The 20,500-nt window shown below is 40.6% G+C and carries 17 protein-coding genes; 4 read left to right on the forward strand and 13 right to left on the reverse strand.

Translation table 11 applies throughout. The annotated features are described in order from the left end of the window. Window positions 1-3: 3 nt before the first annotated feature. The 8 genes from RB604_RS20085 to RB604_RS20120 all read right to left on the reverse strand — a co-directional run bounded on the left by RB604_RS20085 (window position 4) and on the right by RB604_RS20120 (window position 10,510). On the reverse strand, window positions 4-3,486 hold the full coding sequence (locus tag RB604_RS20085) for a TonB-dependent receptor (RefSeq protein WP_055295655.1): 3,483 nt from the start codon (window positions 3,484-3,486) through the stop codon (window positions 4-6). Window positions 3,487-4,302: 816 nt separating this feature from the next. After that, window positions 4,303-6,720, reverse strand: a complete 2,418-nt coding sequence (locus RB604_RS20090; RefSeq protein ID WP_055295653.1) for a hypothetical protein — start codon at window positions 6,718-6,720, stop codon at window positions 4,303-4,305. Window positions 6,721-6,842: 122 nt separating this feature from the next. Then, window positions 6,843-7,853, reverse strand: a complete 1,011-nt coding sequence (locus tag RB604_RS20095) for a FecR family protein (RefSeq protein ID WP_005929464.1) — start codon at window positions 7,851-7,853, stop codon at window positions 6,843-6,845. A gap of 69 nt (window positions 7,854-7,922) precedes the next feature. Further along, window positions 7,923-8,531 (reverse strand): RNA polymerase sigma-70 factor, encoded by a 609-nt coding sequence (locus RB604_RS20100; RefSeq protein ID WP_025819883.1) that lies wholly within the window; start codon window positions 8,529-8,531, stop codon window positions 7,923-7,925. Window positions 8,532-8,647: 116 nt separating this feature from the next. Then, entirely contained in the window at window positions 8,648-8,953 is a 306-nt protein-coding gene (locus RB604_RS20105; protein WP_005929458.1) for a hypothetical protein, read from the reverse strand. Window positions 8,954-9,217: 264 nt separating this feature from the next. After that, on the reverse strand, window positions 9,218-9,586 hold the full coding sequence (locus RB604_RS20110) for a YkvA family protein (protein ID WP_007481396.1): 369 nt from the start codon (window positions 9,584-9,586) through the stop codon (window positions 9,218-9,220). An 8-nt stretch (window positions 9,587-9,594) separates the two neighbouring features. Next, window positions 9,595-9,957: a hypothetical protein gene (locus RB604_RS20115; protein WP_025819878.1), complete on the reverse strand. Its 363-nt coding sequence runs from the start codon at window positions 9,955-9,957 to the stop codon at window positions 9,595-9,597. Further along, entirely contained in the window at window positions 9,938-10,510 is a 573-nt protein-coding gene (locus RB604_RS20120; RefSeq protein WP_007481394.1) for an RNA polymerase sigma factor, read from the reverse strand. The genes RB604_RS20115 and RB604_RS20120 overlap by 20 nt, the downstream gene beginning before the upstream one ends. A gap of 238 nt (window positions 10,511-10,748) precedes the next feature. On the opposite strand from RB604_RS20120, the gene RB604_RS20125 reads away from it, so the two are divergent. Next, entirely contained in the window at window positions 10,749-11,162 is a 414-nt protein-coding gene (locus RB604_RS20125) for a DUF6249 domain-containing protein (protein WP_005929447.1), read from the forward strand. Between the two features lie 131 nt (window positions 11,163-11,293). On the opposite strand, the gene RB604_RS20130 is transcribed toward RB604_RS20125, so the two are convergent. The 3 genes from RB604_RS20130 to RB604_RS20140 form a co-directional block, all read right to left on the reverse strand. Continuing rightward, window positions 11,294-11,512 (reverse strand): winged helix-turn-helix domain-containing protein, encoded by a 219-nt coding sequence (locus tag RB604_RS20130; protein ID WP_025819875.1) that lies wholly within the window; start codon window positions 11,510-11,512, stop codon window positions 11,294-11,296. Window positions 11,513-11,850: 338 nt separating this feature from the next. Beyond that, entirely contained in the window at window positions 11,851-13,488 is a 1,638-nt protein-coding gene (groL, locus tag RB604_RS20135) for a chaperonin GroEL (RefSeq protein ID WP_005929441.1), read from the reverse strand. Between the two features lie 40 nt (window positions 13,489-13,528). Then, window positions 13,529-13,801, reverse strand: coding sequence for a co-chaperone GroES (locus RB604_RS20140; protein WP_005929439.1), 273 nt, complete (start codon window positions 13,799-13,801; stop codon window positions 13,529-13,531). Between the two features lie 202 nt (window positions 13,802-14,003). On the opposite strand from RB604_RS20140, the gene RB604_RS20145 reads away from it, so the two are divergent. Further along, window positions 14,004-15,251, forward strand: coding sequence for a DcaP family trimeric outer membrane transporter (locus RB604_RS20145; protein ID WP_044094066.1), 1,248 nt, complete (start codon window positions 14,004-14,006; stop codon window positions 15,249-15,251). A gap of 415 nt (window positions 15,252-15,666) precedes the next feature. On the opposite strand, the gene RB604_RS20150 is transcribed toward RB604_RS20145, so the two are convergent. Together RB604_RS20150 and RB604_RS20155 are read right to left on the reverse strand one after the other, a co-directional pair. Next, window positions 15,667-16,686: a lysylphosphatidylglycerol synthase transmembrane domain-containing protein gene (locus tag RB604_RS20150; RefSeq protein WP_007481388.1), complete on the reverse strand. Its 1,020-nt coding sequence runs from the start codon at window positions 16,684-16,686 to the stop codon at window positions 15,667-15,669. Window positions 16,687-16,697: 11 nt separating this feature from the next. Further along, window positions 16,698-17,846 carry a glycosyltransferase gene (locus RB604_RS20155; protein WP_005929428.1) on the reverse strand — a complete coding sequence of 383 codons (1,149 nt, stop codon included), beginning with the start codon at window positions 17,844-17,846 and terminating at the stop codon, window positions 16,698-16,700. A 144-nt stretch (window positions 17,847-17,990) separates the two neighbouring features. On the opposite strand from RB604_RS20155, the gene RB604_RS20160 reads away from it, so the two are divergent. Together RB604_RS20160 and hydE are read left to right on the forward strand one after the other, a co-directional pair. Then, on the forward strand, window positions 17,991-19,457 hold the full coding sequence (locus RB604_RS20160) for a monomeric [FeFe] hydrogenase (RefSeq protein ID WP_021936009.1): 1,467 nt from the start codon (window positions 17,991-17,993) through the stop codon (window positions 19,455-19,457). Then, window positions 19,441-20,496 (forward strand): [FeFe] hydrogenase H-cluster radical SAM maturase HydE, encoded by a 1,056-nt coding sequence (gene hydE / locus RB604_RS20165; RefSeq protein ID WP_007481384.1) that lies wholly within the window; start codon window positions 19,441-19,443, stop codon window positions 20,494-20,496. The genes RB604_RS20160 and hydE overlap by 17 nt, the downstream gene beginning before the upstream one ends. Window positions 20,497-20,500 lie beyond the last annotated feature (4 nt).

Genomic DNA, 20,500 nt, shown 5'->3' on the forward strand with positions numbered 1-20,500 from the left:
TTATTAAAAAGTTACATCTAAGCCAAAAGAGAATGTTTTAGCATAAGGATATACCCGGGCATCGGCATCGGCCGAGAATTGTTCCGGATCTATATATTTGGTTTTCAATTTCGTCCATGTCAACAAATTATCACCACTGAAGTAGAACCTCACACGCTCCATTCCTACCTTCGTAGTCCATTGGGCAGGAAGCGTATATCCCAACGTCAGATTTTTCAAACGGCAATAAGCAAGATTCTGCAGATAACGGTCATTGACTTTTGCTAATGAACGGTCGCCCTGTGCCGCATATCCACGCATTCTCGGGAAATAAGCATCCGGATTCTCTTCCGTCCAGATATTATCGACCCAATCAATTGGAGTGAATGAGGCATACGGACGGGCAAACCCTCCCCAAAAAAGCATGGCATTGCCTCCCGGATAACGATTCTGCCGGCCTACTCCCTGGAAGAAAGCAGAACAGTCGAAACCGTACCAGTTGAAGCCCAAATTTCCACTGTATGTATAGCGTGGTCTTGAGTTACCTATAATGCGCATATCTCCACGGTCGTCCGCTGTTTTTTTACCATCATCAATCCTTCCGCTTCCATCAAGATCGGCAAAAATCATATCACCGGCTTTCAAACCTTTATTTTCTCCAATAGCGGTTTCTAAGATGTTCTTACAAACATAGCTGTGATCTATCGCTTCCTGATAAGCTTTTGCTTCCTCGTCCGTACCGAATAAACCGGTAACATGGTATCCCCATATTTCTCCGATTTCCATGCCTACATAATAGTTGGACTTGCTAAATTCTTTCAACGGATTATCGTATTTCGTTATATGCGAACGACTGTCTGCCAGACTGAGTGACACATTGTAACTAAACGGTTTATCCAACAAGGTGAAACTGTCATTCCAACTCAACGTCATTTCAAAACCTTTTGTACGAAGATCTGCAGCATTCTCTTTAGGTGAAGTAGTCCCATAAACACCCGGCAAGGCTTTACCTGCAATAAGCATATCCCTGGTATCACGGATAAACACATCTGCACTATAAGTCAACCTGTTATTGAAAAATCCCAAATCGATACCCACATTCTTATGTATAATGGTTTCCCAAGTCTGGTCTCCTGCCGGAGGAGGGGTTACACTGGCATAGGTCAATCTGTCACCATCCAGCAGATATCCGTCATAATATGCCATAGTCAGTGTCTGAAGATAAGGATAACAATCCGTTACTGCCTGATTTCCCAAAGAGCCGATAGAACCTCTTATTTTTAAATTAGACACCACATTCCGAATCGGCTCAAAGAACTTTTCTTCACTTGCACGCCATCCGGCGGAGAACGACGGGAAAGTACCGGAACGCTGTCCTTTCGGAAAACGCGAAGAAGCATCCCAGCGAACATTAAACTCTGCCAGATATTTTCCCTTCCAGTCATAACCGAGACGACCGAAATAACCAAGTAAAGCCCATTCATTCTGGCCGCCTTCCAAAGTTACATCCTTCGAGATATCCCCTAAATTAAAGTCGTTCAAATTATCCGACTGGATATTCAATTTTGTTGCATAGATTCTCTTATAAGCATTCTGCTCATAGTTGAAACCGGCTACGGCACGCAAATTGTGTCCGCCAAAAGATTGTTCGTAATTGAAATAAGCATCTGCACTATGATAGTAAACTTTCTCGTTCAACTGACGCAACTTATTTTTAAACAATGAACCATCGGCATCCTCAAGAACTCCGGGATATTGTGAGAACTGGGATTTTGCCGTACGCTCCATATAATCAACCGTATTATACTTAAAACTGTAGTTGGCATTAAAAGATAGCCCTTTATATATTTTAAATGTAGCACCTACGGTATAAGTCATCTGCTTTTTATCTTCCACCGATTTAGAATTACCATCAGCAGTCATTATATGGACTCCATCAGTAGGCTGCTGGCCAATAATCGGGTTACTGAATACGTGTGTTCCGTCCGGATTATAAGGCATCAGGAATGGCATTGCATGGAAAGTATAATTAGGTAAATTGTTTCCGTGGCCTAATCCCGGAGCCGAATATTTGGAAGAGAAGAAACTGGTTGCAAAATTCAATGACAACCAAGACTTAACCTCGGCATTCAAACGGGCTCTCAGATTCCCAGTCTTATATTTATCCGGATTTTGTGCATAAATACCGGTCTGTGTATTGAAATTTCCACTTACCAGATAATTTATTTTATCAGTTCCGCCCGATATACTCACATTATTGTCCCATGTAGGGCGACTTGATTTTATCAAATAGTTATACCAGTCGAAATTAGCATAATACATATACTTATCCACACCGTCGCGATTCTGCACAACCGTCCACGGGCGTTCCGGATTCTCGGTTTTGTCATAACGACGGGCCTCGAGTTCTTTATAGTCGTCCTCCGTATACCGGGTATAAGAGTTTCCATTATAAGATCTCATAAAGCCATCCACTAACTTGGCCGCATCATATCCGGAAGTTATAAAATCGGTTTTCGTTGTTTCGGTAGAGAAACTGAACCTGCCATTATAATTTACCTGCATTTTTCCGGCTTTCCCTTTCTTCGTAGTCACCAATACTACTCCAAAAGGTGCTCTGGCACCATATATGGCAGCAGAAGAAGCATCTTTCAAAACAGAAATAGACTCAACATCACGTGGATTCAGATTATCAATGCTACCCTCAATGCCATCGATCAATATTAATGGTTTGGACTCCTGATTGATAGATGCAAAACCGCGAATATTCATACTGGTTGTCTCACCCGGCTTTCCGGAACCAAAAGATATATTCAAATTCGGAATTGCCCCCTGAATGGCTTGTCCTAAGTTAGCTACCGGACGATTCTCAATCGCCTTCGAATCGGTATAACCGATCGCTCCTGTCAGATTGACTTTTTTCTGCGTGCCATAGCCGATTACTACCACTTCTTCCAGTGCCTTGCTATCTTCAGTCATCCTAATGTTAATATTCTGTTTTTCTTTCACTTTTACGGTTTGTGGCTTATACCCGATATACGTAAAAGTAAGGGTATGGCCTACCGGTACCTTTACATGATAAATTCCATCAATATCGGTTATTGTGACCCCTACCCCGTCTACTGCGACATTCACACCAATCAGAGGATCACCGGCATTATCAACCACTTTGCCACTCACATCCAAGTCGTTTCCCACCTGTTTTACAACCTGCGCTTTAGAAAGAATGATGTGATTGTCTTTAATTTCATAGCTCAGTTTTTGTCCTTCAAGGATAAGTTTGACAGCCTTTTCCAAAGGTTCGTTTTTAAAGTTCAACGTAATACGCTGATTCATGTTGACATCATTTACATTAAAGAAAAAAGACTTTCCGGTCTGTTTTCTTACAGCTTCAAGAGCTTCCTTAACCGTTACATTCTTTAGGTTAAGCGATACATTTTGCGCCTGGATGAAAGTGCACCAACAGAACAACAATAATGTAAACAGTCTCAATTTTCTTTTCATCATAAGAATTAAATAAGATTAATACGGATAAAATCAGTTAAGTAGGAATTTCAAAACATTGTATACATAGATTAAATATTCCGGTTTATATGAAAGACAGGTAAAAGAGAAATGTGTGTAGTCTGATTTTTACTTTTTTTCTTAAAACCTCAATATATCAATCTGGCAAAATGATATTTCCAATCCCGTACAATCCTTTTATTGGGAAAAATGATGTATAGAGAGGCAATTACGTCTTTATTTTCCAATCGTCTCTTTTCAATTTATCAGGTTCAGAGTCAACTACAGAATACATTCCTTGCACTTTCAGATATTTACTACACAAATCAACACATATCTCGCACTATATAACACTTTTTGCTACTTAATAACGAATCAAAATCAGATAGGAGATAGGGCAAAAACATGATTTTTGAGGAAGCAATATACCCACTTTACAGAGCTTTTGTCGCTCCTCGTAGAGTCTTATGCCGTTCCTCTACGAGTCTTTTATATTTTCTCGTAGAGGAACCGTACTTATTATATAAAGATAGTAAGGTCAAGGTATGTAGAAAACAACATATTCATTCAAATTAAGTGAATATATGCAGAAAAGAGAGAGTCATATATTGAATTATCATACAATCCATTTTCTATTTGAAATAAATTTGCAGAATAGCATGTCAGAAAAAAGACAATATAAAATCAAAAGAATAGTATAATCCGCTTTTTAGTAACACTTTTTTCAAACAGCTACCTTGAATTTCTCTAACTATGGTTCCAGTACATTTATAAAAATTAGAATAGATAACAATAAAACCATCTACCTCAACGATTTCTCTATTTTATCAATGAAGGAATATTTCCAATCCATCTCATCCCTGCCGGACAACTTTTACGAATACGATTACCCGGTAAAACAACTTCTACCTCCACATCACCGGATAAATTAAGATGTATTCCCACAACCGTTTCTTCATCGGGAGCAATGCAAAGAATCCCCTCTTCATATTCGGCTGTACAATTCCAACACCGAACCCGGCCGGCTCCATCCGCCACAACATAAGCAGAGGTCAAAGCACATTCTTCCATTACCTTAAAGATCTCCTGTATGGTGTTATCACCCGCACCACCCCGCTCACCAAATGCACAAACGGCATTCTCATTATCCGGTCTCAGCCAGGGACTGATCATATCCAAATACTGTTCTCCGACGATGGAATCCACCGGATGCCAATCATGTTGCCTGTCGGTCCTTTCCATACAAACCTTACCTTTGATATAAGGATCGGGAAGAAATCCCCACCGCAAATGCCCGTTCAATTCCATAAATTGAGCACATGCACCTAACGTATCCATAAAATCGGATAGATAACGGACTTCTCCCGTCAACAGGTAAAGGTAATAACACGCATAGATCTTCCATGCCGTCCAGCCGTGAGGAGAATTCATTACCTGATTCGGTACAAAATAAACATCAAGGGCCTCCCAATAACGCAAAGTTCCCCCTCTCATACGACAATCCGGAATTAACTGCTGTTCCAGACATTGATGCTTGCCCATCAGATAAGCAGCAGCAGAAGTATATCGCTCCCGTCTTGCAGAATCACCTTCCAACAACGCCCGCAGCGCCAATTGCAAGGCACTGCAGGTTATCATTCCATCTTCAAAAGTCATATCTCCTTCTGTCTGAATATTATCGAGTCGAAGCAATAAATCATCAATCGCCCTTTCTGCCGATTCTTTATGCCGTACATAACGCTCTTTCCACAAAGGGGAGCCGATAAGCCCTCTTTCGGCTGCCACCAATTCAAGCATCGATTTGGCCGGATAAATAACAGCCGTATAATGGGTCCCCTTGGAACGGTACGCACCGTCCTCCGACTGCACTTTCTCCGAACATAAATAATCGCCCACATGAGCTGCCTTTTCAAGATAACCGATATCGCCTGTAGCCTCCCATAAATCAACCAGCATTCCAACGAGCGTAGAGAAATTCTGTACCCTGTCCGGTGCGGCTTCAGATTTAGGAATCCAAGTCAACGTATCGATAAAGAAAGGAAGCGTACGGTTAAAACGTTTCTCAAGTATACTATCCACAGAAGTCTCCGGAAAATGGCGAGCACCCAGAAAAGCTGTATAATATCCATAAAAAGCTTCACATCCATTTGAAAAAAGAGGTGGATTCCTTGCCACAAAATCACGGGCATTCTTCATATACCAAGACCAGGGATTGCGTATGTAAATACTGGCTTCTGCTGTTTTTCCATTGATAGCCGTAGCCGTAATCCGATAAAGCCCTTTCTGTGAAGAAGGAGAAAATAAAGCAGAATATACATTATCAGCGACACCATCAACCGGCAAAACAGACTGCGTACCATCGGGTGCTTTTACGATCAGTTTTTCCAAACCGCTCTGGCTATGGATAAGTAAACGACTCGTTTCGTGTCCGGCCATCGTATATTTCTCACATTCAATCATCGGAGCCTGTATCCATTGAGATAGCTTTTCTTTCACTCCGGCAAGCCGGTCGACCACTCCCAAATGTAATGTCCATTTTCTTGTTTCATGTGGTTTCAGTGAAAGATTGTTCTGGGGATGCCGCTCCGGCAAAGGCAGGCAGTGCAACAAATCGAGACTCCCTGTCTTTATCTGGTGCCCCCACTTCCACTCCATCGATCCTTCATATACATAATTCAATGTATAAGAAGCTACCGGTTCTTCGACCCCGATTCCCATAATGATCTGACGTGGAGACATAAAATATCCCCAAGCAAAATCCTTCTCACAACGCAGCAAAGTAGGGAAAAACTTAGTATCCCAATCCGGATATGTTTTCATCTCCGAATCAACTCCTATAAAAAGCCGGGAATATTCAGGTCTAAAAACATCATCTCCCCGATTAGATATAGTACATTCAACAATCAAATGATCGTATGCTGCCTTATATCGAAGTGTGTAATAAATATCACCCTGATGAGCTTCGAACACATAAAGCTGCTTTTTCGAAGGACACAATTGCATGCCACTCCATGCCGGCCCTGCCAAGCTGTCATCTCTGAAAGGAATCGTTTCCCAAACATCTCCCATCAATTGTCGGAACTGTTTTATGGTTCCTCTATCCGGATGAACAGATACCTCCCATCCGTATTTTTCACCTCCTACCGTCAGATATTCAGTTGACGAGAGAGTAAAGGGATAGATTATAAACAAAAATACAAAACAATGAAAATGAATGAATTTGCGCTGATCTTTCATGAATAATTCTATTTAGGAAATTGCACACCGACTGTATCAGAACAATACAGCCCCGACAAATTCCGGATAAACAAATATCTATGTGTTAATTAATCAGCATAAAGGCAGACAGAGAAAAAGCATCAATGGAAAATGCGAATTTCACTCTTGTCCATATCGTAATGATAATTAAATTTATTCGTAGCAGACATAATATCCATAATTTGCACAATATTGTCCGCTCCGATAGTTATATCACCATAAAAAATCAAATGCTTCAAATCATCATTGTCAAAATGAATGGTGACATCAAATGCCCGTTCCAAAATTTTAGCTATATTACCTAATTTCTCCTCATTAAAGAATACATTATTATCAATCCACGCATTCATATATTCAGCATTGATATCTTTGACGGTCAAGACTCCACTCCTTTTATTACAGGTTATCAATTGATTGGGTTTCAACAAAATAGATTTATCAAACCTACTGTCACGAAAATCAACGGAGCCTTCCAATAGAGCTACCCGGATTTCATCATCTTCCTGATAATTCTGCACATTGAATTTAGTTCCCAATACTTTTACCTTCGCTTCACCCGAAACCACCACCAACGGAAGCTCCGGATTCTTACTGATTTCGAAATACCCTTCACCTTGCAATGACAAATCCCGATTCGTTATTCCAAACTGATTATTATAGCAAAGTGTGGATGCAGCATTCAGCCAAACGATACTGCCATCCGGAAGATTAAATTTCAACTTGGCCCTTCGGGGAGTTTCCAATGAATAAGTCAACAATTTTTCAGAAGATGAGGTACTCAATAAATAATTAGTTCCTATACCTGCCATAAAAATCAGACAAATACATGCCGCATAATAAAGAATCCTCCTTAAAGGAATCATCTTATTCTTGCTTTTTACAGCTCTATCCACTTTTTCCTTAAAATTTTGATATGCAAGCTCTTTATGATAACGCTTTTTATCGGTAGAAGCAACGGAAAGCAACCACGCTTCTTCATACTGCTGAAAGTATGCTTTATTTTCGGCAGACTCCTTTACCCATTTCCGCAAGACCTGCAAATCTCCTGAAGAAATGGTTCTCTCTAAAAAAGAGAGTATCAAACTATCTATATTTGTTATATTTCTTTCCATATTCTATAACTTAAGACAATCCGTTTGCACTTTTGTGTAGTCTAATATGACGATTTTATTTCAAAATCATTAAAGTAACGTTAAAAACACCAGAATTGACAGTATATAGTCTTTCAACTCTAACCGTAGTTTCCCTAATGCATTCTTCATGTGATATTTCACTGTATTAACCGAAATATTCAGTTCACTCGCTATTTCTTCATATTTCATACCGTCAAACCGGCTCATTTTAAATACAGCCCGGCATTCGGGAGACAATTCATTAATTATCGAATTTATTTTATTCTCCAACTCCTGTTCCAGCAAGCTTTCTAACGGATGCTTGTTCTCTATGAAAAATAATTCTTCTATTGCCGCTTTATCCTCATATTGATTAATACTTATTTCCCGTTGAATATATTCCTGCTGCAGATAATTAATACAACGATTCTTCACGCTCCTCACTAAATAAGAGCGCAGAGAATACTTAATATCAATATTGTCTTTTATTTCCCACAAATTATAAATGATATCTCCCACTATCGTTTCCGAAATGTATTCATCTCTTAGATAACTGTCAGCAACCATACATAAGAAATCATAGTATTTATCAAAAATAAAACGAAAGGCATATTCATTTCCTTCTCTCAAATAGATCATGACATTATTATCCGTAATAATATCATTTTTGTTACTCATAGTCATAGTTAATCTCCAGGTACACCTGTCATTTAGTCAAATTAAGTAAAAGATTTAATTGTTGTATTTCAAAGATAAACAAATCCAATCATACTAATAACAAAAAGTCTAATTATTTACTTTTTCTGATTAAAAAGCCAATCCATAAAGTCTGGATAATTAAAAGCCGGATACCATGAAAAATGATCGCACCCATAGAACTCAATATATGAAACATAATAATGATACTCATACATCATCTGCATACACTGCCCAATACTATCCCGCTTATTACCCGGATCCTGTAATTGTGAACCGCTAAAAAGCTGTTTGAACCCACTATCGATAACATTATCCTGACAGAAAGTCAAAGGAGAATAACCCTGCAAAACGATGATAAAGAAAACGATATATAGTTTCCTGTAACTACGATTGTTTTTCATAATAGGACATAATTTGTTTAAGGTATTGGTACCTCCCCAACAATCAGACAGTCAATATGAAAAAACGGGTAGTGTCATATCTTGATTTTTCCATATCCTTAAAAGATATTAACAATACATTTAAGAAAAATATAAATCCTATTTATCCAAACATCTATTAAGAGCCGGTTTAAATTTTCCTCTCAATAAAAAAGAGGCAGCACAAAATTTTCTATCTCATCAGAAAATCATGTGCCGCCTTTTCTTTACTTTATTGGTGATAAACTAAAGTAATATTTCATATTTTAATTCAGGAAACCATTTTTCCAGAATATTATCTACTTTGGATTCTATTTCAGGGGTTATGTGCTTTTTCACTTTCTTATATGCTATCGTTACAGCTGTTATTTCATCTATCCAGCCCAAAACAGGGAATCGCCGGGCAGATATCAAATCAACAGGTAATATTAAATAAGAGAGTGCAGAAACAACCAAAAGTTTATCTGACAAGGGTGTATCAGGACTCTTCAATACATAATAAAGAGAAAGCACAGGACGCATGGAAGTACGTCCAAGAGTTTTCCCCCAATCTTTTATCTTTTCTAAAAGCTGGTCAAAATCCAACTTACTAACAAATCTGTCTATCTCTTTCATATGCGATACTATTTATATATTGATTTTTTTCTCCTGATCCAATAATCTATCCCTAAAAGCCCCAAAGCCAATAACGCAATATAAGCATAGAAAGCTATTAACGGGAAAGAGGTTGAAGACAGCTTCAAATGAAGCATAAAATCCGATGGACTGAAATCTAAATAAAAAAACAAATAGTAGACTAAAGTACCCAACATCACAAACAAAGCAGCCAATAAAGAGAAAAGCAGATTCCTCTTTTTCCGTCTTTCCTGTTTTACTGCCTCTACGCGTATCTGTTCCATCATACGAAAAGTGAAATTGGAAGACAGACTTCCGGATTTTCTCTTTTCAAGCACTTGTTTCAATGTATTATCGATTTTTGTTTCCATAACGGCTCTCCTCATTCATTAATAAATAGATTTTCTTACGCGTCCGATGCAACTTCACTTTTACATTTCCAGACGACAACTTTAAAATCTCACTAATCTCTTCCATTGATCTTTCCTCATAATAAAAAAGGGTAATTAACGCTTTCTCTTCTGCAGTCAAGCGATCAATCGCATGTATTAGTTTCGCTATCCGTTCTTCATCATCCGTCAGACAAAGTATATCGTCTGCTTTATCGCCAGGCACATTGTTAATGGTATTTTCATCCACATAGAAAAACTCCTGCTTCTTTTTACGAGTTGCGGATATGGCCGTATTATAAGCAATCCGGTAAATCCACGTAGAAAACAAACACTCTCCTTTATAATTACTCAGGTTCCGGAAAGCTTTTAAGAAAACATCCTGTACAAGCTCCTCCGCATCTTCAGAGCAACCGACTATTTGCACGATCAACGAATAGAGCGGACGACTGTAACGATCGAGTAAAACAGAAAAATACTCCGTTTCTCCATCCAAAATCCGTGCAATATACCGTGTCTCTTCGTTTTGTACCATGATATCCGGTTAGACGCAGTTTACAGAAAAAGGTTACAGAAATAACCTAAAAGTCTGTCTGAATTTTCCCTTAAAAGCTTTATCAGCTTCTTTTGAGCAAAATTAAAACAGGACCCATACCTTTTAGGATACAGGAATCATCCCGATAAATAAATTCAATTTTACTGTAACCTTTTTCACTGTATCGCGTCAAACAGTACAAAGAACGAAATTATTCACTTAAAAACATACGATTATGATGGATTTTATTATGGTTCCACTCATCATGGGAATTATTACATTAGGAATTTATAAACTGTTCGAACTATTTGCATGCAGACGAGAACGCATGGCTATCATTGAAAAATTGGGCGATAAGATTTCAGCAGCCGATTGGAAAGGAAAGTTTTCCCTACCCATTTACAACCATTATTCTTTTAGTACATTGAAAGGAGGCTGCCTGATGTTAGGTATCGGATTGGGGTTATTGATTGGCTTTTTTATTTGTGCATCTGCCATACCCGATTATCTTGCTACCAGTGACCTCAGTTGGAATGCGAGACAAATAGTCGGCATCGTTTATGGCTCCAGTGTTCTGCTTTTTGGAGGTGCCGGCCTGATTACCGCTTTCCTCATCGAGAACAAAATGAATAAAAAGAAAGAAGACCGATAAGAATCGGAAAATATATAAAAAATTCTTCGCTAAGAACCTTACCCCTACTACAACACAACATCGGTAGCAGGGGTAAAGTCTTTTTAAAGAGACTTTCTGTACCCTCTTATTTTCTATCTAAAAAGCATCAATTAGCCGATATACACATTTACACAAAGAAAAACATAAAGTTCGTCTTCTTGTTGTTCAAACTCAATTTTATCTTCTCTGGCTAACCAACCTAAAGCTGCCCCCAACTCTTTATCTTTGAGCCCGGATTTCCTTTTAAGGCTCCCGTAGCTCCATTTGTCATTGTTGCTTAGCAACTGCCAAACTTTCCCGGCATTCAAGCCAATTTCCATCTTATCCATAATTTAATACAATAATTTAAAGGTTGTAATACAATCGGTTACCATTTCATCGATTAAAGTTAACAAAATTGCGCAAACATTGTTACTGCAAAAGCAATAAACTTCTATTTCACACAGCATTTTTAACATAACGACCGTCTTACAACTCAATATATTACTGTTCTTAGCATACGTTAAACGGGATACTTTTTTTCATTATAATATGTTAGCCAAAGTTAGTATAAAACGTGTTTATACGGCAATAAGAAACAACTTGAAGAAATAGTGTAACTACTAAAAAAAAGAAAGCCACTTCAAACAAACTGAAGCGGCTTTCCTCTTAAAATTATGGGATAATATTACATCATTCCACCCATTCCTCCCATTCCGGGAGCGCCCATCGGCATTTCGGGTTTATCTTCCTTTTTCTCTACAATTACACATTCGGTAGTAAGGAACATACCGGCAATAGAAGCAGCATTCTCCAAAGCTACACGAGCAACCTTAGCAGGATCGACTACACCGGCAGCATGCAGATTCTCGTAAACATCCATACGGGCATTATAACCAAAGTCACCTTTGCCTTCACGAACTTTCTGAACTACTACAGCACCTTCCTTGCCTGCGTTAGCTACAATCTGACGAAGCGGCTCTTCAATGGCACGCTTGATGATTTCCACACCGGTTGTCTCGTCGGCATTATCACCCTTCATACCTTCCAGAACATCGATAGCACGAATATAAGCTACGCCACCACCCGGAATGATACCTTCTTCGATAGCTGCACGAGTAGCACGAAGGGCATCGTCTACGCGATCTTTCTTCTCTTTCATTTCTACTTCAGAAGCAGCACCTACATAAAGAACAGCTACACCACCAGACAATTTAGCCAGACGTTCCTGTAATTTTTCACGGTCATAATCCGATTTAGTAGCAGCAATCTGAGCCTTAATCTGATCGCAACGTTCCTTGATGTTCTCTTTTGCACCGGCACCGTTTACGATAGTCGTATTATCTTTAGAAACCGTAACCTTATCGGCTGTACCCAACATTTCGATAGTAGCCTGTTCCAGTTTCAATCCTTTTTCTTCGCTGATAACCACACCGCCTGTCAAGATAGCGATATCTTCCAGCATTTCTTTTCTGCGGTCACCGAAGCCCGGAGCTTTCACTGCACAAATCTTCAACTGAGAACGCAAACGGTTTACAACCAATGTGGTCAATGCTTCACTGTCAACATCTTCTGCAATCACCAATAAAGGACGTCCTGTCTGTACAGCAGGTTCCAAAATAGGCAAGAAATCTTTCAGATTAGAGATTTTCTTGTCATAGATCAGAATGTATGGTTTCTCCATTTCACATTCCATCTTCTCTGTATTGGTTACAAAGTAAGCAGATAAATAACCACGGTCGAACTGCATACCTTCTACCACACCGATAGTAGTGTCAGTACCCTTCGCCTCTTCAATAGTGATAACACCGTCTTTAGAGACCTTGCGCATTGCATCAGCAATCAGTTTACCGATTACCGGATCATTATTAGCAGAAACAGTAGCTACTTGCTCTATCTTGTCATAGTTGTCACCTACCTTTTCGGCCTGATTCTTAATAGATTCAACCACCTTGGCAACAGCTTTGTCAATACCGCGTTTGATATCCATAGGACTTGCACCGGCTGTTACATTCTTCAAACCTTCAGCTACGATTGCCTGAGCCAAAACTGTTGCAGTCGTTGTTCCGTCACCGGCATCATCACCTGTTTTAGAAGCTACCTCTTTTACCAGTTGGGCACCGGTATTCTGATAAGCATCTGCCAATTCGATTTCTTTAGCCACCGTCACACCGTCTTTAGTGATGTGAGGAGCTCCGAATTTCTTTTCAATAATGACATTACGTCCTTTCGGACCCAGTGTTACTTTTACTGCATTTGCCAAAGCATCGACACCTTTTTTCAATTGGTCACGGGCATCGATATTGAATAATATTTCTTTTGCCATCTCTATTTACTATTTAATAATTTACAATCTACTATTTTAATTAACCCAAAACAGCGAGAACATCGCTTTGACGCATGATAAGGTATTTGCTACCTTCCACCTCGAGTTCTGTTCCGGCATATTTTCCATAAAGAACCGTATCGCCTACTTTCAATACCATTTCTTCATCTTTTGTACCGTGACCTACTGCCACAACTTCACCTTTCAAAGGTTTTTCTTTTGCTGTATCAGGAATAATGATACCGCCAATTGTCTTTTCTTCTGCAGGTGCAGGGAGTATCAGCACTCTGTCTGCCAATGGTTTAATGTTCATAGTTACTTTTTTGTTTTATATGTTATACATAATTATATTATTAATCTGTCCGTTTCAAACGAACGAAAAACAGATTGCGAAAACCGTGCCAAAATCAAAATATGTTTGTTTGTCAGCGAAAGACTGACAAAATGACGCAGATGTGGCTGACGAATTAGGAATAAATTATGTACCTTTGCACGTCATTTACGCACACATTCATATGAAAAAGAAATTACTACTCGCAATTTGCCTTTTGGTAACAATGAACGGCTTTGCCCAAAAGAAAGATTTCAAATACAAATTCTATGGGCAAATCCGTACGGATTTATTTTACAACAGCCGCGCCAATAAAGAAACGGTGGACGGATTATTCTATATGTATCCATTGGATAAACTCCCGGATGCAGATGGAAAAGATTTGAATGCTACAGCCAACGGCAGTTTCTATGTTTTATATACTCGTTTGGGAGTAGACGTGGCAGGGCCGAAATTGGGAAATGCCAAAACATCCGCCAAAGTGGAAGTCGATTTCAGAGGTTCGGGAACCACTTTTTCCACTGTACGCGTACGCCATGCCTATCTAAATTTGGATTGGGGCAAGTCGGCCCTCCTGATGGGACAGACCTGGCATCCCCTGTTTGGTGATGTCTCCCCACAAATATTAAACCTCTCGGTGGGGGCTCCTTTCCAGCCATTCAGCCGGGCACCGCAAATACGGTATCAATACACTAACAAGAATCTTCAATTGACAGGTGCTGCCATTTGGCAATCGCAATACTTGTCAGTGGGTCCGGATAATGTAAAAAGCCAGAATTATATTAAAAACAGTTGCATCCCGGAGATTTATGCCGGAGCAGATTACAAAGGAAAAAACTGGTTGGTAGGTGCAGGTATCGAATTATTATCCATCAAGCCCAGAACAGAATCAAAAGTGGAGACACCGGAATCGACACCGGAAAAAAAACACTATAATACTTATAAGGTAAACGAACGTATTACCACCCTCTCATACGAAGCACATCTGAAATACAGCAATGCAAACTGGCTTATTGCTGCAAAAAGCGTATTAGGAAGTAATCTGACACAAACCTCCATGTTAGGCGGTTACGGAATAAAATCCAAAGACGCAAAGACCGGTAAACAAGAGTATGCATCTATCTTAAACTCCAGTTCATGGGTGAATGTGGTATATGGCAAAAAGTGGAAACCGGGAGTTTTCCTCGGATATATCAAGAATTTAGGGACCGGGGATTCTGTAACCCAATTATACGGTACAGGAACTGATGTCGATCAACTCACGACCGTGGGAGCTGAGTTGACTTACAATGTAGCTCACTGGAAATTCGGACTTGAATATACATTCAGTTCAGCCTGGTATGGTTCGATGGATACTTCAAACGGAAAAATCAAAGATACCCATTCCATCAGCAATCACCGTGTTGTGGGAGTAGCCATGTTTATGTTCTAACTACAATTCAACATACTCGATATATATCAACCGACAAAGGGGAAAGCATAAAAAACACATCCTATGCTTTCTCCTTTTATCAATTAATCCGAGAAAACGGGGCAATCCGAGAAAACCTTTCGAAGAGAAAACATACGTTTTATAAATATGAAGCACATAGGTAACAGCCATTATATTCTATCGAGTTGCAATCTCTATCGTCCGGTTTTGGTACTTCTTTGTAAAATCGATAAGCGAACTACCCATATAGAAAAGGAATACCAAACTTATAATGGCCATCAATGTACTCACCATAGCAAAATGACTTTTTCGTACCAAATCGTTTTTACCCATCGTAATTTCTTTCTTTGATTATTCATAGTACAAAAATAAAGCCGGAATCTTACATCTTCCTTACAGAAACGTGACAGTTCGCTTACATTTTCAACTTTCTGAGCCAACCGGGTAATATACAGACTCCGATAAAAAGATACATGTAATAGGTTATCATCCGCCAGATAAAAGCAACAAGCAAAGCCATTCCACCGATAGTAAAAAAGTCGGCATAATATACCCGAAACATATATTCGCTTACACCGCTACCACCCGGTGTGGGACTGACAGTCATCACAATCCAGAGAATAAGCTGCCTGACAAAAGCCAATAATTGATGCCCGTTTGTCGTGAAAGCAACCAGCAATGCATTGACCACCAGATAGCGTGACATCCATGAAATGCAAGTCATCCCAAAAACCTTTAGCCAAAAAAGCAATGAACGATGACTCATCTCATGAGAGCTGATGACAAGATTATCAGTCAGCGTCTCGACAGCTCCTTTCCAACGGTAAAGCAGTGGAATACGGAAAACCGCCAGTAACAAACGTTTCACCCATTCAGGGCGGTGAAACAAAGCCACATATAATAATAACGTCCAAAAAACAATCAAAGAATAAACGATAAAAAACAATGCTTTAATTCCTGAAGAGATGACACCGATACTGCCAAAAAGTTCGTCAAAAGAAAACAAAAGCAATGCAACAGGACAAGCAAATACAAAAAACAACTCATCTAAAAAAATACAGGAAATCATCAATGCCGTACTTTTTCCGGCATCAACCCCTTCTTTATTGAGAAATAAAACAATGAGACTTCCCCCGCCCACAGCCGAAGGGGTAACAGCCGAAGTAAACTCACAAAGCATGTTCACATTAAAAACCTGACGCCAGGTAAGCGTATCGTCGCTAAGCCAACGCAAACGTGCCATTGCCCCAAAATCTCTACCGAATATAAATAAAAAAGCCAATAAGATTCCTCCACACATCCGCCAGGAAAAATGAAGTCCGGAAAACAACTCCGGATTAAAATCCCTATAGAAAAGCCAACTTACAACAACCAATCCTATAAGAACAGGCAGAAACACATAAGAGATTTTAAAGGTTTTTATCGTATTACCCATCACGTCGTCTTTCAATTTCCGCTGCGATGGATAAGGTTAACATACCGATCGTATACCTCTTCTGCCACATCTTCCCATGAGCGGGCTATACTGTGTGAAGCCGCCTCTCCGGCTTCCGCTATCAATTGTGGGGTCTCTAATAACTGACTGATACGGGATGCATATGCCGTAACACTGTTATCACTCAAGAATCCATTGACAGAATCATGTATTACCTCTGCCGAAGTGGAACCTTTGATCAGTAACGAAGGAGTATGCAATGCGGCTGCTTCACGAACAACTAACGGAGCGTTATCATATAAAGAAGGAAAAAGAAACAAATCTGCTGCCGCATAATACAACTTCAACCGCTCACGTTCTGTGATACTTCCCATGAAAATCACCTTATCCGTTAGATACAAATCCTCTGTTTTCCTCCGCAGTTCGGAAGCAGCATATCCCGAACCGATAAAATACATCCGAAAAGGAAGTGTTCGGATTTCAGCCAAGGCCTCCAACAAAAATTCCAGATTCTTTTCCCAGATATGCTGTCCCACGAATAAAAACATAAATTCATCGGAAGGCAACCGCAGTTTATCCCTTGCCGAACGCCGTAACTGTTCCACTGGGATATTCCCAGCAAAGTCACTGCCATTATCAACGACTTCCACTTTACCTTTATACCCGTATTCACGCAAAGTTTCTTCTACCGCCGCCTGTGGAATCCATACTTCATCTGCCATTTCATAGAAACGGATAATGCTTCGAATCAGATAGTCAACCAGAGCTTTGCAAGGAATGACCCTCTCAAAATCAGAACGGTACTTAGAATGAAATGTAGCTACCAAAGGAATATGCTGCGTTTTGGCTATTTTCAGAGCAAGCGAACCGGATGAAAAAGGACAATGCGCGTGCACCAGTTCAAAAGAGAGTTTATTGATTCGTTCGTGAAAAGGCCAGTCAATACGTGGAAACCCCAACCGATACGGTTTACGCATAGGAATGGGAACAGAAGAATAACGATACACCGGATATGCCTCTTTATCTTTTGCAGCCGGTGTTTTAGGAGTCACAACACAAACATTGCCGGCTTTTTTATGAAGCCAATAAGCATAATTCTGTGTAGTAAGCGATACCCCATCCATAATCGGAGGGAAACAATCATTAAAAAGCCCTATCATAATAATTTATTCGGTTGAGTGCAAAGAAACACATGGGATATTACAATTGTTTGAAGTTGGCATGACAATCATCTTTAACGAATATTAGTTTTTCAGCAAACTGTTCATTATCTTTGCAGTCCCTAACAACCCTAAAAAGACATTATGGCATTTACTAACAACGTTATGATTGTCCGCCACAAACTGCTGGCCGACCTCGTAAGACTATGGAAGAAAGATGAATTAACAGACAAAATCGACCGGCTTCCCATTGAATTGAGCCCCCGTAAATCAAAACCATTGGGACGGTGCTGCATCCATAAAGAGCGCGCTGTATGGAAATACAAATGCCTCCCCTTGTTGGGACTGGACATGGCAGATGAAAAGGATGAGTTGACTACCTTGTCCGAATACGCCCGTCAGGCATTAGACCGCGAAACGTGTACTAAAGAGAATATCCTGTGCGTAATAGATGAAGCCTGTTCTTCCTGCGTACAAATCAATTATGAAATAACCAATCTCTGCCGGGGGTGCGTGGCACGCAGTTGCTATATGAACTGCCCCAAAGATGCCATCCGTTTTAAGAAAAACGGACAAGCAATGATTGACCATGACACTTGCGTCAGTTGTGGCATCTGCCATAAAAGCTGCCCATACCATGCCATCGTCTATATTCCTGTGCCTTGCGAAGAAGCTTGTCCTGTCAAGGCAATCAGTAAAGACGAACGGGGTATCGAACACATCGACGAGAGCAAATGCATCTATTGCGGAAAGTGTATGAACGCTTGTCCGTTCGGTGCCATTTTCGAAATCTCACAAGCCTTCGATGTTCTGCAACACATACGTAAAGGAGAAAAGATGGTAGCGATTATTGCTCCTTCCATCCTCGGACAGTTCAAAACCGATATAGAACACGTATACGGCGCTTTCAAGGAGATCGGTTTCACAGATGTGATCGAAGTGGCACAAGGGGCCATGGATACCACCAGCAATGAGGCCCATGAGTTACTGGAAAAGCTGGAAGAAGGACAAGCATTTATGACAACTTCCTGCTGTCCGTCGTATATCGAATTGGTAGAAAAGCACATTCCCGATTTGAAACCTTACGTATCCACCACCGGCTCGCCCATGTACTATGCAGCCCGTATTGCAAAAGAAAAGCACCCGGATGCAAAAATCGTATTCGTCGGTCCTTGCGTGGCAAAACGTCAGGAGATACGTCGTGATGAAGCAGTAGATTTCATTCTGACATTTGAAGAAATAGGTTCCATCCTCGACGGTATGGATATCCGGTTGGAACAGGCTCAACCTTTCTCTCTGGCATACACTTCCGTGCGCGAAGCACACGGATTTGCCCAGGCAGGTGGTGTAATGGGAGCGGTAAAAGCTTACCTGAAAGAAGAAGCCGACAAGATCAACGCCATCCAAGTGTCCGATATAAACAAAAAGAATATCGCCTTGCTCCGGGCATGCGCCAAAACGGGCAAAGCCGCCGGACAATTCATCGAGGTAATGGCTTGTGAGGGCGGTTGTATCACCGGACCAAGTACGCACAACGATATTGTTTCCGGTCGCCGGCAATTGGTACAGAGCTTGCTTAAACGCAAAGAATCTTATGAAAATATGGGTTGACCGTCTCAAACAAGAACATACCCTCCCGCCCGAGGGATACAAGGCACTACTGACCTGCACCCATGTCGATGTCACCACATATCTGCACCGACAGGCACAGAAAGTAACACAGGCACGTTTTGGTAATAATATCTATATCCGTGGACTGATTGAAATCAGCAATTGCTGCCGGAACAATTGCTATTACTGTGGAATACGAAAAGGAAATCCACAAGTAGAACGATATCGCCTCAGCCGTGAAACGATCCTCGACTGTTGCACGCAAGGATACGAGTTGGGATTCCGTACCTTTGTAATGCAGGGAGGAGAAGATGCGGCACAATCGTCCGAATGGGTAGAAGAGACCGTAGCCGCCATAAGAAACCGCTTCCCCGATTGTGCCATTACCCTGTCTTTGGGAGAAAAGACCCGGGAAGAATACGAGCGTTTTTTCCGTGCAGGAGCCAATCGTTATCTCCTGCGTCACGAGACATTTAACGCAGAACATTACAAGCTGTTGCACCCGGCAGAAATGTCACAACAAAACCGGATACAATGTTTGCATTGGTTAAAAGAGATAGGCTACCAGACAGGGACAGGAATAATGGTAGGCAGCCCCGGGCAGACGACCGATCATCTCATCGAAGACATCAGGTTCATCGAATGTTTCCGCCCGCAGATGATCGGCATAGGTCCTTTTATCCCTCATCAGGATACACCTTTCGGCACATCCGCGCCGGGAAGCATAGAGCAGACTTTACGGTTACTCTCCATCTTCCGGCTGATGCTGCCCGATGCACTCATTCCGGCTACTACGGCCTTGGCCACCCTTGCACCCGACGGGCGCGAACGAGGTATACTGGCAGGTGCCAACGTGGTGATGCCTAACCTCTCGCCTTGCGAAGAACGAATAAAATATGCATTATATAATAACAAAGCTTCTCTCGGTGCCGAAGCTGCCGAAGGTCTTGCCATGCTGAACAAGCAGTTACAGGCTATCGGTTACAAAGTACTTCCCACACGAGGAGATGCCCCAAACGGTGATAACCCGTTTAAATAATTAA

This window comes from Bacteroides salyersiae, from assembly GCF_031172035.1.
GTDB lineage: Bacteria > Bacteroidota > Bacteroidia > Bacteroidales > Bacteroidaceae > Bacteroides > Bacteroides salyersiae.

Coding starts and splice junctions, on each gene's coding strand:
- RB604_RS20090 (WP_055295653.1), bottom strand. CDS start 6,720: ATGAAAGATCAGCGCAAATTCATTCATTTTCATTGTTTTGTATTTTTG.
- RB604_RS20110 (WP_007481396.1), bottom strand. CDS start 9,586: ATGAAAGAGATAGACAGATTTGTTAGTAAGTTGGATTTTGACCAGCTT.
- RB604_RS20100 (WP_025819883.1), bottom strand. CDS start 8,531: ATGAGTAACAAAAATGATATTATTACGGATAATAATGTCATGATCTAT.
- hydE (WP_007481384.1), top strand. CDS start 19,441: ATGAAAATATGGGTTGACCGTCTCAAACAAGAACATACCCTCCCGCCC.
- RB604_RS20120 (WP_007481394.1), bottom strand. CDS start 10,510: ATGGTACAAAACGAAGAGACACGGTATATTGCACGGATTTTGGATGGA.
- RB604_RS20130 (WP_025819875.1), bottom strand. CDS start 11,512: ATGGATAAGATGGAAATTGGCTTGAATGCCGGGAAAGTTTGGCAGTTG.
- RB604_RS20105 (WP_005929458.1), bottom strand. CDS start 8,953: ATGAAAAACAATCGTAGTTACAGGAAACTATATATCGTTTTCTTTATC.
- RB604_RS20145 (WP_044094066.1), top strand. CDS start 14,004: ATGAAAAAGAAATTACTACTCGCAATTTGCCTTTTGGTAACAATGAAC.
- RB604_RS20115 (WP_025819878.1), bottom strand. CDS start 9,957: ATGGAAACAAAAATCGATAATACATTGAAACAAGTGCTTGAAAAGAGA.
- groL (WP_005929441.1), bottom strand. CDS start 13,488: ATGGCAAAAGAAATATTATTCAATATCGATGCCCGTGACCAATTGAAA.
- RB604_RS20140 (WP_005929439.1), bottom strand. CDS start 13,801: ATGAACATTAAACCATTGGCAGACAGAGTGCTGATACTCCCTGCACCT.
- RB604_RS20155 (WP_005929428.1), bottom strand. CDS start 17,846: ATGATAGGGCTTTTTAATGATTGTTTCCCTCCGATTATGGATGGGGTA.
- RB604_RS20085 (WP_055295655.1), bottom strand. CDS start 3,486: ATGATGAAAAGAAAATTGAGACTGTTTACATTATTGTTGTTCTGTTGG.
- RB604_RS20125 (WP_005929447.1), top strand. CDS start 10,749: ATGGATTTTATTATGGTTCCACTCATCATGGGAATTATTACATTAGGA.
- RB604_RS20150 (WP_007481388.1), bottom strand. CDS start 16,686: ATGGGTAATACGATAAAAACCTTTAAAATCTCTTATGTGTTTCTGCCT.
- RB604_RS20095 (WP_005929464.1), bottom strand. CDS start 7,853: ATGGAAAGAAATATAACAAATATAGATAGTTTGATACTCTCTTTTTTA.
- RB604_RS20160 (WP_021936009.1), top strand. CDS start 17,991: ATGGCATTTACTAACAACGTTATGATTGTCCGCCACAAACTGCTGGCC.